This window comes from Pseudomonas sp. P5_A12, assembly GCF_056400685.1.
This window is the reverse complement of record NZ_JBFUKU010000118.1, coordinates 1-16,032: the sequence shown is the minus strand read 5'-3', so window position 1 is coordinate 16,032 and position 16,032 is coordinate 1. Positions and strand designations below refer to the sequence as shown.

The window sequence follows — 16,032 nt, the reverse complement described above, 5'->3', positions numbered from 1 at the left end:
CGCCTGGTGTTTGCGGGGCAACGCTACATCAGTCCGCAAATTGCCCAGCAACTGGCGATCAAGTCCTTCCAGCCGACCAACGATTCGCCCTTCGATGCGTTGTCTGAGCGCGAGATCCAGATCGCGCTGATGATTGTCGGCTGCCAGAAAGTACAGATTATTTCCGACAAACTCTGCCTGTCACCCAAAACGGTCAACACTTACCGTTACCGCATCTTCGAGAAGCTTTCGATCAGCAGTGATGTCGAGCTGACGCTGTTGGCGGTTCGTCACGGCATGGTCGATGCCAGCCTCTGACAATGACTGACGTCTTCGATCCCAGCGCTTTTCTGTCGACGGTCAGTGGGCGCCCCGGTGTGTATCGCATGTTCGACAGCGATGCGCGCTTGTTGTATGTCGRCAAAGCCAAGAATCTGAAAAACCGCTTGTCGAGCTACTTCCGCAAGTCCGGTCTGGCGCCCAAGACGGCGGCGCTGGTGGCCCGTATCGCGCAAGTCGAAACCACCATTACCGCCAACGAAACAGAAGCCCTGCTGCTTGAGCAGACGCTGATCAAGGAATGGCGCCCGCCGTATAACATCCTGCTGCGCGATGACAAATCGTACCCCTACGTCTTTCTCTCGGATGGTCAGTTCCCGCGCTTGAGCATCCATCGCGGTGCGAAGAAGGCCAAGGGCAAGTATTTTGGTCCGTACCCGAGCGCCGGCGCGATTCGCGAAAGCCTGAGCCTGTTGCAAAAGACCTTTTTTGTCCGTCAGTGCGAAGACAGCTATTACAAAAACCGCACGCGACCTTGCCTGCAATACCAGATCAAACGTTGCAAGGCACCGTGCGTGGGGTTGGTCGAGCCAGAGGTGTACGCCGAAGACGTTCGCCACTCGGTGATGTTCCTTGAGGGGCGCAGCAATGCGCTGACGGACGAATTGTCCGCGGGCATGGAAGAGGCTGCGATCAATCTCGAGTTCGAGCGCGCCGCCGAGTTGCGCGACCAGATTTCATTGTTGCGTCGAGTCCAGGACCAGCAAAGCATGGAAGGCGGCACCGGCGATATCGATGTGATCGCCGCCTTCGTCAATCCGGGCGGCGCTTGCGTTCACTTGATCAGCGTACGCGGCGGGCGGGTGCTGGGCAGCAAGAACTTCTTCCCGCAGACCGGCATCGACGAAGACGTTTCCGAAGTCATGGCCGCCTTTCTCGGTCAGTATTTCATCACCAGCCCCGAGCGCGACTTGCCGAGCGAGTTGATCGTCAACGTGGTTCATGAAGACTTCCCGACGTTGATCGAGGCCATTGAAGCCCTGCGTGGTCGTGAGCTGACGATCAGTCATCGGGTTCGCGGTACGCGAGCGCGCTGGCAGCAACTGGCGGTCACCAACGCCGAGCAGGCCTTGGGCGCGCGTCTGGCGAATCGTCAGCATGTCGCGGCACGTTTCGATGCGTTGGCAGAAGTGTTGAACCTGGACGAGCCGCCGCAGCGTCTGGAGTGCTACGACATCAGCCATTCCAGCGGCGAAGCCACCGTGGCGTCTTGCGTGGTGTTTGGCCCGGAAGGCCCGATCAAATCCGATTATCGCCGCTACAACATCGAAGGCGTGACGGCGGGCGATGACTACGCCGCAATGCATCAGGCCTTGACCCGMCGCTTCAGCAAGTTGAAGGACGGAGAGGGCAAGCTGCCGGATATTCTGCTCGTGGACGGTGGCAAGGGTCAGCTGTCCATGGCGCGTGACGTACTCAATGAACTGGCGGTGCCTGACTTGATTCTGTTGGGCGTGGCCAAAGGGGCGACGCGCAAGGCCGGTTTCGAAACCTTGTACCTCAACGATGCGGCCCACGAGTTCACCTTGCGCGGCGATTCCCCTGCGCTACATTTGATCCAGCAAATACGCGACGAAGCTCACCGTTTCGCCATTACCGGGCATCGCGCACGCCGTGGGAAAACTCGCCGCACGTCCACGCTTGAGGGCGTGGCCGGCGTCGGGCCGACACGGCGTCGCGATTTATTAAAACATTTTGGTGGATTGCAGGAGCTGTCTCGTGCCAGCATCGAGGAGATCGCCAAAGCACCCGGGATCAGTAAAAAGCTCGCAGAGTTGATTTATGCAAATCTGCACAGCGAGTAGAATGCCCAACTCACCTCGTAGCCAGTTGTGCCGATGAATATCCCTAATCTGATTACCGTTCTACGCGTCCTGCTCATCCCGATCTTTATTTTACTGTTCTACCTGCCTTACCACTGGAGCTACCTGGCGTCTGCCTCGGTCTTCGCATTTGCCGCCGCCACAGACTGGCTGGACGGTTATCTGGCCCGACGCCTGGAGCAAAGTACCCCGTTCGGGGCTTTCCTCGATCCCGTGGCGGACAAGCTGATGGTCGCCGTCGCGCTGGTCCTGCTGGTGCAAGAACACGGCAACCTGTGGCTCACGCTGCCGGCCGCTGTCATCATCGGTCGCGAAATTGTCGTCTCGGCATTGCGCGAATGGATGGCCGAACTCGGCGCCCGTGCTCACGTGGCGGTGTCGAACCTGGGCAAATGGAAAACCGCCGCGCAAATGCTCGCGCTGGTTATCCTGCTGGCCAATCCGTCAGACTTTTCCTTCTGGGTCTTGATCGGTTATGCCTTGCTGCTGGTGTCTGCGGGCCTGACATTGTGGTCCATGGTCCAGTACTTGCGGGCTGCCTGGCCGCATCTGAAGACCGACGTTGAAAAGAAATAAAACTTTTTTGAATCAAGGGGTTGACGGGGCTTCTGGATTCTATAGAATGCGCCACACCAAGACGCGGGAATAGCTCAGTTGGTAGAGCACGACCTTGCCAAGGTCGGGGTCGCGAGTTCGAGTCTCGTTTCCCGCTCCAAGTTTGTACGCATTTGTTGTTGTGCTACTGACAGCAAATGTTTGAGGCCGAGTAGCAAAATGGTTATGCAGTGGATTGCAAATCCACCTACGCCGGTTCGATTCCGACCTCGGCCTCCACTATAAACAAGCTCCGTAGATCTATGATTTACGGAGCTTTTTTATTTGCGCAGCCCTGCAAGATTTTGTCTTGAAAAGGTCATCTGCGAACTTGCTTCACCGAGGCGGGGTGTATATATTTCCCCCTCTGCTGCACAAGCGTCGGAATTGCCAGGTTGTCACCTGTCAGTTTTTAGACTGCTTCACCGCGCTACCGCCCGAATGGCGAAACTGGTAGACGCATGGGACTTAAAATCCCCCGCTCGTAAGGGCGTGCCGGTTCGATTCCGGCTTCGGGCACCATGAATATCAAGGGCTTGCGTGAGATACCTCATGCAGGCCCTTAGTTTTTTATTGCCGCAATTTTTGAATGTTGCCGCAATTCCTATTTTGTCGACGTCACTTTCTTACCTTTCCGATTGCGGATGTAGTGTTCGGTCATCACGACGGTGGTATGACCCAACTGGTCCATCGCCTCTCGAATGTTGCCAGTCGACTCTTCCTTGTCTGTGGCTGCTTTGGCCCGCAAATCACGCATCTGAAAGTGTGCTTTATCGATCCCGGCATCTTCCCTCGCTTTATCGAATCTAGTGCGTAATGTCCGCGACGTCATCGGTCTGCCGTCCTCCATGATGATCAGCTTTCTTCGACTTGATCGTGAATAGCTCCTTCCTTGCAGCATTGCGATCGAGCAGTGCTTTCAACTCACCGACCAGCTCAATGTGGCGGTTGGCCCCGGTTTTCCCTTGTTGGACCCAAAGCTGTTTGTCCCGAATGTGACTTTCGTCCATTTTCAGTGTGGCGGCGATACGTTGCCCAGTCAGGTAAAACAGATCCAGTGCATCGCGGAGAGACTGTTCAGCGCATTCCCAGACTTGCAACAGTAGTTCGTCCTCGATGTATACGTCCCGCGCGTGCTAAGCCGTTTGCGCACTTGGTAAGGAACGGCGCCGCCACGGGCTGCACAAGTGCGTGATGCGTGCCGCCGGCTAAACATGTCTACACCTATCATCCCTTGGATGGGTGGCAAACGCCTTCTGACCGACCGTCTTATCCCACTGTTTCCACCCCACGAGTGCTACGTCGAAGTCTTTGCTGGCGGCGCCGCGCTGTACTTTGCGACCTCAGGCGGCGTCGGTGGAAGTACTCAACGACATCAACGGTGACCTGGTGACGTTGTACCGCGTAGTGCAAAACCACGTCGAAGAGTTTGTGCGCCAGTTCAAATGGGCGCTCAGCTCACGACAGGTGTTCGAGTGGCAGAAGATGACCCRCCCGGAAACCCTTACCGACATACAGCGTGCCGCCCGATTTTTTTACCTGCAGCACCATGCCTTTGCCGGCAAGGTCACCGGGTAAACCTTTGGTACCGCCATCACAGGTCCAGCAATTAACCTGCTGCGCATCGAAAAAAACCTCTCGGCCGCCTGGCAGCGCCTGTCCGGCACCTTTGTCGAAAACCTGCCGTGGCTGGAATGCGCCGAGCACTACGACGTGCTACACCACAACCAATCAACGGCAGGGCAAGGCCGAGGTCAGTGGCGGACTGGTGATCATGAGCTGGGAGTCGGCAGCACTTGGAGGACTATTTTGACGTCAAATTTCTCGACCCAAGGGACGGTGTCTAAATCGATGAGTCCGCCAATCCATCATCGTTAAAGATTGCAAAAAGAAGTCTGGCATTCGCCAAAGTTTTAGTTTTTAGAACTGTATGCATTAGTGGTTTCTTCCCAAAGCTGTAGCTATATCGTAGACATGCAACTTTAATTTGTGGAGTGCCTATCGGAATCCTGGGCGTAGGAGAGCGACTGTTGGTCGGATAAAGGTGTATCTGGATTTTATGAGGCTGTCTGTTTTTTGACGATTTTAGAAGCCTTTAAAAACAATTACTTGCGGTGTAAATGCTTATACGTTTGTAATAGTGATTGTTTGTTGACGATCGACTTTTATCAGACCTAAGTCTGATTTTCGAACGCCCGGAGCCTGGGACACACGACGGGTGACCGGTGTCATCCCCAGGTTTCCTGCTATTAATCAATGAGTGTTCGAGTATTCATCCTTTCGGGAGCGCGTCATGAATCCGTTCATTCGTATCTGCATTGTCGACGACCATCCGTTGTTGCGTGAGGGCGTTGCCAACATATTGAGAAGACGGGCGGATCTTAAGGTCATGGAGCAGGGCTCCAGTGCACAAGATGCCAGGGATATCGCCCAGAGGGTGCATCCGGATGTGATGCTGATGGATGTCAATATGCCGGGTGATGTTTTCGCCGCGGTGCGCTTCATTTCCACTGAGTTATCGGATGTGAAGGTGCTGATGCTGACGGTTTCAGAATCCGAAAATGACGCCTTTTTGGCGCTGGAAGCCGGGGCGCTCGGGTATGTGTTGAAAGGTGTCAGCGGACCGGAACTGGTCTTGGCAATCAGGCTAGTTGCCAAGGGGCAGACGTATATCACCCCCGATTTTGTAAACAAACTGCTGAGTAGCTTCAAGAAACACGAAGCGGAGATTCACACGTTTGATCTGACCCTGCGTGAGGAGCAGGTTATTTATGAAGTTTCAAAGGGACTGACCAATAGGGAGGTCGCGTCAAAGTTGTTGATTAGCGAAAAAACCGTCAAGCACTACATGACCTGTGTGATGCAGAAACTGCACGCCCGAAATCGTGTCGAAGCGGTCACGGCCCTACGGCATTACAGGGAGCACGAAGCTCTCGGGCGATTTCACATAGGYGCAAGGAAAACACCAATGGATGCCCGGAGCCGCTTCTGACTAAAGTTTGAACTGTGCATTGACCGACGTTCCTGAGGTACAAGAGTCGATACTGAACAACCCGCCCAGAGATTCAACGCGATAACGCAAACCGGCGAGCCCCAATCGGGTTCTGCCGGATGAATCGAGTTGCATGGCGTCCGCCGCCATACCCGGACCACTATCCCTGACGCTGATATTTAATACCTGATCAATGTATTGCGCCTGGATGACCTGACCCTCGCCGTTGGCATGACGGTAAGCGTTGTTGAGGGTTTCTTGCACAAAACGGTACAAACAGAGTTTGAGCGGCAGCGGCGTGGCCGCTGGTAGCGGCCCCAAGGCTAAGGTGACCTTGGTGCCGGTGCGTTGCTCGTGCCGTTGCGCCACCAGTTGCAACTCTTCCACCAGGCTCAAGTCGTTAATTTCCGGAAGTGCCAGACCACGTGATAAATCGCGGACCTCCCGCAATGCGTCGGTGGCGGCACCACGAATGATTTCCAGCGCCTCCTGATCGACAGTCGAGCAGCTATCGGCCAACTCGTCGAGCCAGATCAGAATCAAGGTCAATAACTGCGCCGGCCCATCGTGCAGGTCTGCACCAATGCGCCGCAAGTTGAGTTCGTTGACCCGGGAAAACTCCTGGGTCGCCGTCGCCATCTTGAGCTGTAGCTCGGCATTGCTGATGTGCAAACGGGTTTGCTCCTGCAGCCGTAAGTGCAGTGCCACTTGTTGGCGCTGGATAATTTTGTCACCGCGTCGCACGATGAAGAAAAGAAGCGTCAGCATTGCCAGCGTCGCGGCGCCGACAACCTCCCATACCTGCTCTCGGACACGATTGATCTCGCGCTCCAGACTATCGGCCTTTTCATAAAATTCGCCGACCGCAATGACTTTCCTGGAGCTGAAATCCCGCAGGGGCGCGTAGATCTCATAGAGCGGAACGTTTAGATTGCGCTCGAACTCGTTCTCATCCTGGTTCAGCTCTTCAAGGTCGGTGACCACTTTGCCCTTAAGCGCCTCGGTAATCTCGTTTACTGGGAATTTGTGGTTGGTGATGGCTTTATTCGTGCTGTAGACCACCGTGCCATCCGCTCGCCAGATCTTGATCGAGACAATGTGCTCATTTAGCGCACGACTTTCCATGAGGCGGTCCAGGGACTGGACACTTGCAGTCGAGAGGCTGTTGTCACGGCTCATCTCCTGCACATAGGGCTCCAAAAACGCTTCCATGTAGTGGGCGCCTGCTTCTGCCGCGCTTTGTACTGCGGCACTTTCTATTCGTTGGCTCACCAGTTCGCCGACGGAGAACATGGTCAGTCCCAGGATCACCGCCGCAGCAATGACAAACTGGGTCGAGCGACTCAGCTTGCGCACCCGGCCCCCGATGCGGGTACTCCAGATTCCATCGCGAACCTCCTCGTCAACAGGAGGGGCTGGTTCGACCAAAGTCTCAGTCTCATCCGCGATAGAAGTCTCGTTTTTTGATTCGACTTTTGCATCTTTTGCCATTGGCTTGGTTCCCTGATCATCGTGATAAGTCGTTTGGAAAACCCAGCAACTCAACGGATATCTGGAGACTGACATGTATGAGCTAAAGCGCTTCAACCTTAATCAAAAGGATATTTCGTTTCTTGACCAGCAGGTTACGTTTCCGACCATTCATGTCGTGGGTTATAACGCCGCCGGTGATCCTCTTTACGGCTACAGCGGTTCGGAGGGCAATGTCTATGTGCTCGGTATTCTCGGCAGCTTCAACCCCCTGGATATTCCGCTCGGCGAAACCCGCTGGTACAACGGCGCAAGGGACCCGATCGGCTTGCGCGACGTCTCCGGCCACTTCAATAACCTGACCCAGGACGGACAGAGCTGGGGTAGTTTTGGTCAGAACTTCATTCGCCTGACCCACTCGGACTACGCGCATTACGTTCATCAGAATCTGGATAACGCTGCATTGGCCGGACCGGGCGTTCCCGCTGGTGTCACGCCCATGACTGACAGTAGTTCACTGTATAGCGAACCAACAGCTTCGCTAGTGGACTACACCCCCCGGATGATCAGCCAGACCATCGTCAGTGGCGGGGTGACTTTTGATACTGACGCCAACGGGCACATCCAGCATACCGCCACGGGCGTAGCGATCGTCACTGATCCGGGGATTCTTGGCACCATTGGCGAGGTGGATACCACCTCACCGGATTCCGGCCAGTACTACATTCGCAACCAGAACACCGTCAGCGGTGACCCGTCGACAACCGGCTGGTTCACCTTGTTCGGGCAGTTTTTCGACCATGGGCTGGACTTCATCAACAAACCCAATCAGAACGCGACGATCACTATTCCTCTGGCGCCGGATGATCCGCTGTACGGCTCCATCGGCCCGGACGGGCAGCCGGTTTACTCGATCAAAGTGCATCGGGCTTCGGTCAGCGAAGTGGACGGTCAAGGCCAGCCGCAATACGTCAACCTTGACTCGCCCTATATCGATCAGAATCAGACTTATGGCTCCAATGAGGCTGTGACTCAATTGCTCCGTCAGTGGGTGGCGGACCCTAATCACCCCGGCCAGTTCATCGCGGGTGCGGCGCTGTTTGACGGCACAACCTTAAGCGACGAAGCCGCCTGGACCCTCAACGGTGTGCTGACCCACCAGACGTTGCCGACCCTGAGCGAATTGCGCGCTCATGTGCTGGCAACCGGTCGCGACGATCTGACTTGGGACGATATCGCGAACTTCCGCGTGCGGGATGCCAGCGGCCATGTACTGGATGCCGACCCTGGGACCGCCGGCATACAAGCTGTGTACACCCGCGAAGCGATCCTGCTGGACATGAACCCGCACTTTGATGATGTGCATATCGATCAAGCGAAGCTGATGTCGCTGGATGCGCACATCACCAGCATCACGTTCGACACGAACAACCCTTATGGAATGGTCATCAACTATGACAATTCGGGGCCGAAAAACCTGTTCAGCTTCGTCAACTTTTCCGATTTCTCCATCAGCGCGGCTCCCGGCAGTGCCGATTTTGCGGTGGCCAACGAGTTGCTGCTGCAATCGGTGGGCGATCACTACATTGCCGGTGATGGTCGGGTGAACGAAAACTTCGGCCTCACCGCCATTCACCACGTCTTCCATGAAGACCACAACGTGCAGCTGATCAACCTGCAGAACGAGGTGCTGGGGCAGACAGACGTCAATGTGCGGCACAACTGGCAGGTCCAGGTGAGCAACGGCAGCGGCGGTTTTTACAACGATGCCAACGGCAATTTCACACTGGCCGATGGCGTCACCGTGTCCTGGGATCAGGACAAACTGTTCTACGCCGCCAAGTTGACGGTGGAAATGGAATACCAGCACGTTGCGATCGACCAGTACGCGCGTTTGATTACCCCGGATTTGCCAGAGTTTGTGACCTATGACTCGGGCATTAACGCCAATATTTCGCTGGAGTATGGCCAGGCCGCGTTTCGTTTCGGCCACTCGCAACTGCGCGAAACCATCGATGCGCTGGAAAAAAATGCCAGTGGTGGCTACGACCTGACCGGTGCAATCACCCACTACGCACTGGAGCAGGCTTTTCTCAACCCCGGCGGTTTTGCCGAGGTGGGGCCGACAGCCATTGCCTTGGGCATGACCCGGCAGATCAGCAACGAAATCGACGAATTCGTGACCCCGGCCCTGCAACAAGGCTTGCTCGGTCAACCGCTGGACTTGGCGACCATCAACCTGGCTCGTGGTCGCGACTTGGGCCTGCCTACACTGAACCAGGCGCGTCAGCAGATTCACGATGCGCTCATCGAGGAGAGGGCATCACCGGCAGGTGCGCAGCATCACACGAACCTGATCGTGGATGGCTTGACGCCCTATACCAGTTGGAGTGACTTCGCCAACAACATGATTCACCCCGAGTCACTGGTGAACTTCATCGCTGCCTATTCATTTGATGGTGACGTGGCCCATGCCCAAGCCATCATCGATGCCGATACCTCAGGTGTTACCACCAACTATGCCGGTGGCAGCGTCACGGCTGAAGAGGCGGCCTATTTCCTTTCCGGTGCGGCAGATGCCAACGGCAATCATGTGGCCGGTTATGACGGCTACAACGCGATTGATCTGTGGATTGGTGGCCTCGCGGAAAAACACGTCTACACCGGGCAGCTGGGCACAACCTTCAACGCTATCTTCGAGGATCAGATGGAACGGTTGATGGATGGCGACCGTTTCTATTACCTATTCCGCCTCGACCTCGGCTTGCCGGCGATGACCAACCTCAACGAACAGGTAGTGACCGAGCAATTCAAGGACATCATTGAACGCACCACCGATGCCCGGCACCTGGCCGGTGATGTATTCGGATACGCCGACAGCTACATCGAACTGAGCAACACCGACTCCGGCGCCAGTGCGACGGCGTACAAGAGCGAGCACAAATACGGCGCGCTGATTGCGGCGAACCATGTCGGCGTTTACTCAACCGGTGGCGCGGGCGGGATTGGCGGTAACGGCTTGCTGGTCAGCCTGACCAGTCCGGAAACGCATACTGCTCAAACCTATATCCGTGACTACCGTCCGGACCAGGGCGAGAACCCTGATGGCACTGCGGCAGTGGGCTACAACTCGCACGAAGTATTGTCTGGCACCGACTACAACGACTGGCTCGACGCTGGCGATGGCGACGATACGATCTATGGCGAAGGTGGCGATGACATCCTCGACGGCAAGGCCGGTGCTGACCATATCTATGGCGGTGACGGCAACGATGTGATCTACGGCGGTGATATCGAAGACTTCCTCGATGGCGGGGAAGGGGACGACACCATCTATGCCGGGACCAGCGCAGGTGCCCTCGATGTGGTGATTGGCGGTAACGGTAACGATCACCTCTACGGTGAAGCCGGGATCGACGAGTTGTACGGTGGCGCTGGCAATGACTACATCGACGCCGGCGGCGACACTGATCTTGTGCATGCCGGTGATGGTAACGACGAGATCTACGGTGGCGACGGCCCGGACACTCTGTTCGGTGAGGACGGTGATGACATTATTTCCGGCGGTTCCACTGGTGACCAGGAGTTTGGAGGTGTCGGTGACGACATTCTGTTGCCTGGCCTGGGTGGCGCTCCGGGTCAAGGTGACGGTGATGAAGCCATCGGTGACGTGGGGTTCGACATCGCGGCCTTCAGCGATGTGAACATTGTCCTGGATGCGGCGGCAGACCTTAACAATCAGAATATCGTGGCGGCGCCAGGCACCGCTGTGCTGTTCCAGCCGTTCAACGCCATGCTGGCAGACATTGAGGGTTTGATCGGTTCACGCTTCAGCGATAGTCGTGCAAACACGACGACTGCGGCCAACCCTCTGGCTGGGCTGATCGGTAATGCCACAGAAAACTGGTTGATAGGCGGCAGTGGCGATGATGTTTCCCAGGGTAATGGCGCGAATGACGTAATCGTAGGCGATTCGATCAAACTCGCCGATCTGAATCACTTGCTCGCCAGTCAGGGGTTCGCTCAGCACTTTACTGGCCTGCAAGCGACCCGTCCGGACTTCATTTTGGGTGACAACCACGCAGCCCCAGGCACGGCCGACGGCGCAGCCGATGAAGCGCTGTACAGTGGCAATTTTGCCGACTACAGCATCACCAAGTTCACCGACACCCGGCCGGGTGGCGAGTTGATCACGGCGTTCAAAGTGGTGGATTTGCGGGGCGGCGCGGCGAATGTCGATGGCACCGATATCGTGACTGGCATTGAAAAACTGCGCTTCGCCGACCGCACAGTCAACCTGAACATCACCAACAGTCTGCCAACCGGCAATGCGGTGCTGTCGGGGTTTGCCACTGCGCCGACCACACCTGGCCGTCCGGTGCCGGCTCAATACCGGCTGACCGCCAATACCTCGACCATACAGGACGCCGACGGCTTGCCAGGGCCAAGCGGGTTCACCTTCCAATGGCAAGCACTGGTGGGCGCGGCCTGGATCGGTATTGCCGGGGCGAATGCTTCGACCTTTGCGCCCACCTCGGCGCAGTTCGGCCAGCAGTTACGGGTCATCACCACGTACACCGACAACAACGGCACAGTGGAACAACTGACGTCCGACCCTTCGGAAGCGGTAGGGCGCTTCATCGAAGGCACCAACTTCTTGAGCAACACGCTCAATGGCACCAACTATCAGGACATCCTGATGGGCTACTCGGGCAATGACGTCCTCAGCGGCGGGCTGGGTTCCGACTTGCTGGACGGCGGCAGCGGTAACGACACGATGCGGGGTAACGCGGGCAACGACACTTACAGGGTGGATGCCAATGGCGATGCGGTTCAGGAAAGTCTGAACGAAGGCACAGACACGGTTATGTCCTCGGTCAGCTACACCCTGGGTGCCAACGTCGAGAACCTGACCTTGGTGGGGGCGAACAACAGTAACGGCACGGGTAACGGGCTGGACAACGTCATCCATGGCAATAGCGGCAACAACCGACTTAGCGGCCTGGCCGGCAACGACACCGTCTTTGGTGAGGCAGGCAACGATACGCTGCTGGCATCGCTGAACGACGGTAATGACCAATATGACGGCGGCACAGGCACCGACACCTATGACTTATCGGCCACATCGGCGTCGGCCACGGTCGATTTGCTTGTCGGCACGTCAACCAGCACCCAGACCGGCAATGACTCCCTGACGGGCATCGAGAACGTCACCGGCAGTTCTGGCAACGATCACATCAAGGGCGACGGCGTCAGCAACCTGTTGYAAGGCCAGGGCGGCAACGACTGGATGGACGGTGGCAGCGGTGACGACATCCTGGTCGGTGGGCAAGGCCTGGACAGCCTGTTTGGTGGTCTTGGCAACGACACCTTCCGGGCGTCGGCCAATGACGGCAATGACAGCTACGACGGTGGTGGCGACACCGATACCTACGACCTGTCGGGGGTCTCTGCCAACACCACGGTCAACCTGTCTACTGGCCTGGCAAGCAGTTCGCAAACCGGTAACGACACCTTGAGCGGCATCGAGAATGTTCTCGGCAGCAACGGTACCAACAGCTTGACCGGCGATAACGCCAACAATGCCCTGTCCGGGCAAGGCGGCATCGACACCCTCAGCGGTGGAGGCGGCGCCGATACGCTGACCGGCAATGGCAATCGCGACATATTGACCGGTGGGGCGGGGGCGGACATCTTTATGTTCAGCGCAATGAACGACTCCGGCACTTCGACCGCAAGCCGTGATGTGATCACCGACTTTGCGCAGGGAGCTGACCACATCGATCTGTCGCTGATCGATGCCCGGACCTCCGGCGTAGGTTCCGCCGGTAATCAGGACTTTGCCTTTCTCGGCGAGTGGAATGGCGTCGGCACTGAGTTCAGTAACCAAGCGCAATTGAAGTACCACTTCGCCAATGTCGGCGGGGTTGATCACACGTATGTGGAGGGCAATGTCAACAGCGGTAATGGCGCCGATTTCCAAATTGATCTGGTCGGGCATGTCGCCCTGACAGCGAGCGATTTCGTCGGCGTGGTTTAAGGCTTTAAACCAAAAACGGCGCCCTCCTTTGAAGAGGGCGTCGTTTTTACTATGGAGGTACAAGTTAGGTCACTGCGCCAAACAATTTCCCTCCAGTGCGCTTAAACCCATCCACCTGCTTTTTCAAGCAATCACCAGTCGGAGGATTTAAAATCCCCCGCTCGTAAGGGCGTGCCGGTTCGATTCCGGCTTCGGCACCATATATATCAAAGGCCTGCATGAGTTTTCTCATGCAGGCCTTTGTCGTTTCTGTTCCGCAATTTTTGATAGACGATGCTCACCGATTTCAATCCTGGTTTTGCCAGACTCCCGTAGCGACGGTGCGCCGAACATAATCGCCAAAGTCTCGTGCGGGCCGACCGAGTGCGCGCTGGACGCCATCGGTCAGTGGGGTGTTACGACCATCGAGCACCGTTGTGAAGAGGTACAGCACAAGATCGATCAACTGGTCTGGAAGTTGTGCCTGCTCCATCTCATTTCGATAGGTATCCGGCGGTACGCCGACGAAGCGGATATCACGACCGGCCGCTTGAGCGATCTCATCGACTGCATCAGCAAACGTCAGCGCCCGTGGCCCGGTCAATTCATATAGCTGACCTGCGTGTCCAGGTAGGGATAGCGCCTGGACTGCTATCTCGGCAATGTCTTCCACATCGACGAAAGGCTCTGCGATGTTGCCGACGGGAAGCGCCAGTTCACCCTGAAGGAGGGGCTGCAGAAAATGCCCCTCACTGAAGTTTTGGAAGAACCAGCTGCAACGAAGGATGGTCCAGTCGATGCCGCTGTTCTGAATAATGCGCTCGGCCTGTTCCGCTTCGGCCTCTCCGCGTCCGGATAGCAGCACCAGTTTGCCGACGCCGCTTTGAACAGCCAAGTCGGTAAATGCCTGAACCGTTTCGACGGCGCCCGGAACGGCAATGTCCGGTTGGTAGGAAATGTAAACAGCTTGAACGCCATCAAGCGATGCTTGCCAAGTGGACTGATCCTCCCAGTCGAAGGGGGGATTTTCCCGGCGGGATCCAAGGCGCACGGGCAGTTCCGCAGCTTTTAGACGTTGAGTAATCCTGCTTCCTGTTTTACCAGTTGCTCCGAGAATGAGGAGGGTGCCTTGCGTGTTCATCGCGTTCATCTCCATCGGTTAATGTGAGTATTGCTCACGTTAAAAAGATGATAAACGCTCATATTCAGCCGTCAACCAACATGCGGGAGTAAACCGACGTACGGCCACTACTCCCTTGGGTGTGTTTTTGTGCAGTGCTAAGGTGAGTGCATGTCACGTTATTGATCGGGGAAATGCAGTGCCGAAGAAAGTCATCACCGGGCGCGAACAGCCCTTTTCAGAGCCGTCCCGGCGCAACCCCACGCAACAACGCAGTCGCGAGCGACAAGAGCGAATACTGGCCGTAGCGACGCAGCTGATCGCGACCAAGGGCAGCGATTCGTTAAAGATGAGTGAAATTGCCGAACGCTCGGAGATTTCGATCGGATCGCTTTATCAGTACTTTCCAGACAAGAGCTCTGTGATCCGCACGCTGGCCGAGCGCTATAACGCCGAGAGTCGCCGGTGTATAGAAGCGGCACTAGGGGCGGTCCAGGACGCACAAGGGTTGCGCGAGGCGTATTCGGACTTGCTCGAGCAGTATTACGACATCGTTCAGGCAGAGCMGGTGATGCGTGATATCTGGTCTGGAATGCAGGCCGACAAGCAACTGCTGGCGTTGGAACTACAGGAGAGTCGTGTGGCAGGCAGGTTACTGGCCGATGCGATGCTTCGGGTGTTTCCAGACAGTGACGCCCAGCAAGTCGCTGATGCGGCTTTTCTGATCTGGCAAATGGGTGAGGCGACCATGCGACTGGCCATTACCTGCGCGCCTGCAGAGGGGCGGCGATTGGTCGAAGCGTTCAAGCGCATGTCGCTCGCAGAAATCATGCGGCCCGCGAGCCAGCATTCAGCTGGGTCATTGATCAGCAGTGGGTCGAGCGACGTCGACCCAGCTGTTGATTGAGCCTTCTAAACAAAAGGCTGTCCGGTAAAACCGCGAGGCAGTCTTTGCAGACCGGGCATGGCGACAAGCCGCTCGGTCCAGGCTGAGCGCCAGTCATTGGCGGTGTGAGTGGCTTTGGCTTTGCGTGCAGCACGGCGCGCTGCATTGCGCTGGGCCTTGCGCGCTTCCTTGTACGCGTCGGTGTTTCGGCAACTTCTGCATTTCACACGGTTCAGTTCTTGGGTGGACGTAAGGTTGCTGCCTTTGTGACCGCAGGCCAAGTGCCCGCTGACTTTGAAGTGGGTGACCATGGAACGTCTCCTTCGCGACGTGTGATCGTTTGACCCCCCGCAAACGCTAGCGTTCGCTGACTTCCTGGCGGGCAAAAAAAAGGCCTGCATGCGGGCAGACCTAGGTAATTCTTCAAAGGAGTGACTGACTATAGGTCGTGGGTTGTCAATGTGAGGTGAAAGAAGTGTCGAAAAAACCCGGTATCAGGCCGGGTTGGGGGGCAACAGCAGATCTACGGACATACGCAAAACCGGTGAAGATGAATTCTCCGTTCAGAGGGCCTGAGACAGGCCCTGTTCTTGCGAAGCGTGTCCGAATCGACTCATCTGAACCGTGGGAGCGGTGGGTCGACAGGTTTTAAAGACGACAGTGTGTTTCGAATCAGGGGGGTGTCTTTTTCGATGTCGTTTAGCCGATCGCGAATTCTGAGGGCTGTCGGGTGTCCCCCTTGATGATCGACCCAGTCGGCGATTTCCTTGCACGCGGCGGCAAGTCGAGCCTGCCGGGAGTCGAGCAGGG

12 protein-coding genes, 3 tRNA genes and 2 pseudogenes are annotated in these 16,032 nt (G+C 56.6%); 10 read left to right on the top strand and 7 right to left on the bottom strand.

Features of this window, described 5'->3' with window-relative positions; all coding sequences use genetic code 11:
• From gacA to AC1DSG_RS16800, 6 genes and pseudogenes are all read left to right on the top strand, one after another.
• Positions 1-297, top strand: a pseudogene (gacA, locus tag AC1DSG_RS16825) (response regulator transcription factor GacA); the annotation flags it as partial.
• A gap of 2 nt (positions 298-299) precedes the next feature.
• A complete protein-coding gene (gene uvrC, locus AC1DSG_RS16820) occupies positions 300-2,123 on the top strand; it encodes an excinuclease ABC subunit UvrC (protein ID WP_477791891.1) in 1,824 nt (607 codons plus the stop codon).
• Between the two features lie 33 nt (positions 2,124-2,156).
• Positions 2,157-2,717: a CDP-diacylglycerol--glycerol-3-phosphate 3-phosphatidyltransferase gene (gene pgsA / locus AC1DSG_RS16815; protein ID WP_223513238.1), complete on the top strand. Its 561-nt coding sequence runs from the start codon at positions 2,157-2,159 to the stop codon at positions 2,715-2,717.
• Between the two features lie 63 nt (positions 2,718-2,780).
• Positions 2,781-2,856 (top strand) — tRNA-Gly (locus AC1DSG_RS16810).
• 45 nt (positions 2,857-2,901) lie between these two features.
• Positions 2,902-2,975: transfer RNA gene (locus tag AC1DSG_RS16805), tRNA-Cys, on the top strand.
• Between the two features lie 195 nt (positions 2,976-3,170).
• A tRNA-Leu gene (locus AC1DSG_RS16800) sits at positions 3,171-3,257 on the top strand.
• Positions 3,258-3,339: 82 nt separating this feature from the next.
• Here the strand turns inward: AC1DSG_RS16800 and AC1DSG_RS16795 are convergent.
• Together AC1DSG_RS16795 and AC1DSG_RS16790 are read right to left on the bottom strand one after the other, a co-directional pair.
• Positions 3,340-3,567, bottom strand: coding sequence for a tyrosine-type recombinase/integrase (locus AC1DSG_RS16795; protein WP_477791890.1), 228 nt, complete (start codon positions 3,565-3,567; stop codon positions 3,340-3,342).
• Positions 3,542-3,835, bottom strand: a complete 294-nt coding sequence (locus AC1DSG_RS16790) for a site-specific integrase (protein WP_477791889.1) — start codon at positions 3,833-3,835, stop codon at positions 3,542-3,544. Before AC1DSG_RS16790 ends, AC1DSG_RS16795 begins: the two co-directional genes overlap by 26 nt.
• A 114-nt stretch (positions 3,836-3,949) precedes the next feature.
• Here AC1DSG_RS16790 and AC1DSG_RS16785 point away from each other — a divergent pair.
• Together AC1DSG_RS16785 and AC1DSG_RS16780 are read left to right on the top strand one after the other, a co-directional pair.
• Positions 3,950-4,548, top strand: a pseudogene (locus tag AC1DSG_RS16785) (DNA adenine methylase).
• Between the two features lie 480 nt (positions 4,549-5,028).
• Positions 5,029-5,727: a response regulator gene (locus tag AC1DSG_RS16780; protein ID WP_477791888.1), complete on the top strand. Its 699-nt coding sequence runs from the start codon at positions 5,029-5,031 to the stop codon at positions 5,725-5,727.
• Here AC1DSG_RS16780 and AC1DSG_RS16775 read toward each other — a convergent pair whose 3' ends face one another.
• The gene (locus AC1DSG_RS16775) at positions 5,728-7,218 is read right to left on the bottom strand and encodes a sensor histidine kinase (protein ID WP_477791887.1); all 1,491 of its coding nucleotides are present in this window, start codon (positions 7,216-7,218) and stop codon (positions 5,728-5,730) included.
• A 73-nt stretch (positions 7,219-7,291) separates the two neighbouring features.
• Here AC1DSG_RS16775 and AC1DSG_RS16770 point away from each other — a divergent pair, with 73 nt between their 5' ends.
• Positions 7,292-13,237: a peroxidase family protein gene (locus AC1DSG_RS16770; RefSeq protein ID WP_477791886.1), complete on the top strand. Its 5,946-nt coding sequence runs from the start codon at positions 7,292-7,294 to the stop codon at positions 13,235-13,237.
• 64 nt (positions 13,238-13,301) lie between these two features.
• Here AC1DSG_RS16770 and AC1DSG_RS16765 read toward each other — a convergent pair whose 3' ends face one another.
• Positions 13,302-13,469 carry a hypothetical protein gene (locus AC1DSG_RS16765; protein ID WP_477791885.1) on the bottom strand — a complete coding sequence of 56 codons (168 nt, stop codon included), beginning with the start codon at positions 13,467-13,469 and terminating at the stop codon, positions 13,302-13,304.
• A 54-nt stretch (positions 13,470-13,523) separates the two neighbouring features.
• Positions 13,524-14,357, bottom strand: coding sequence for an NAD(P)H-binding protein (locus AC1DSG_RS16760; protein ID WP_477791884.1), 834 nt, complete (start codon positions 14,355-14,357; stop codon positions 13,524-13,526).
• A gap of 178 nt (positions 14,358-14,535) precedes the next feature.
• Here AC1DSG_RS16760 and AC1DSG_RS16755 point away from each other — a divergent pair, with 178 nt between their 5' ends.
• The gene (locus AC1DSG_RS16755; protein WP_477791883.1) at positions 14,536-15,243 is read left to right on the top strand and encodes a TetR/AcrR family transcriptional regulator; all 708 of its coding nucleotides are present in this window, start codon (positions 14,536-14,538) and stop codon (positions 15,241-15,243) included.
• Between the two features lie 5 nt (positions 15,244-15,248).
• On the opposite strand, the gene AC1DSG_RS16750 is transcribed toward AC1DSG_RS16755, so the two are convergent.
• Both AC1DSG_RS16750 and AC1DSG_RS16745 read right to left on the bottom strand, forming a co-directional pair.
• Positions 15,249-15,533, bottom strand: coding sequence for a hypothetical protein (locus AC1DSG_RS16750; protein WP_477791882.1), 285 nt, complete (start codon positions 15,531-15,533; stop codon positions 15,249-15,251).
• Positions 15,534-15,835: 302 nt separating this feature from the next.
• On the bottom strand, positions 15,836-16,030 hold the full coding sequence (locus tag AC1DSG_RS16745; RefSeq protein WP_477791881.1) for a hypothetical protein: 195 nt from the start codon (positions 16,028-16,030) through the stop codon (positions 15,836-15,838).
• Positions 16,031-16,032: the final 2 nt, after the last annotated feature.

Excerpts from the sequence above, each read along its gene's own strand:
- pgsA (WP_223513238.1), top strand. The coding sequence starts at position 2,157 with ATGAATATCCCTAATCTGATTACCGTTCTACGCGTCCTGCTCATCCCG.
- AC1DSG_RS16795 (WP_477791890.1), bottom strand. The coding sequence starts at position 3,567 with ATGACGTCGCGGACATTACGCACTAGATTCGATAAAGCGAGGGAAGAT.
- AC1DSG_RS16775 (WP_477791887.1), bottom strand. The coding sequence starts at position 7,218 with ATGGCAAAAGATGCAAAAGTCGAATCAAAAAACGAGACTTCTATCGCG.
- AC1DSG_RS16765 (WP_477791885.1), bottom strand. The coding sequence starts at position 13,469 with ATGAGAAAACTCATGCAGGCCTTTGATATATATGGTGCCGAAGCCGGA.
- AC1DSG_RS16760 (WP_477791884.1), bottom strand. The coding sequence starts at position 14,357 with ATGAACACGCAAGGCACCCTCCTCATTCTCGGAGCAACTGGTAAAACA.
- AC1DSG_RS16750 (WP_477791882.1), bottom strand. The coding sequence starts at position 15,533 with ATGGTCACCCACTTCAAAGTCAGCGGGCACTTGGCCTGCGGTCACAAA.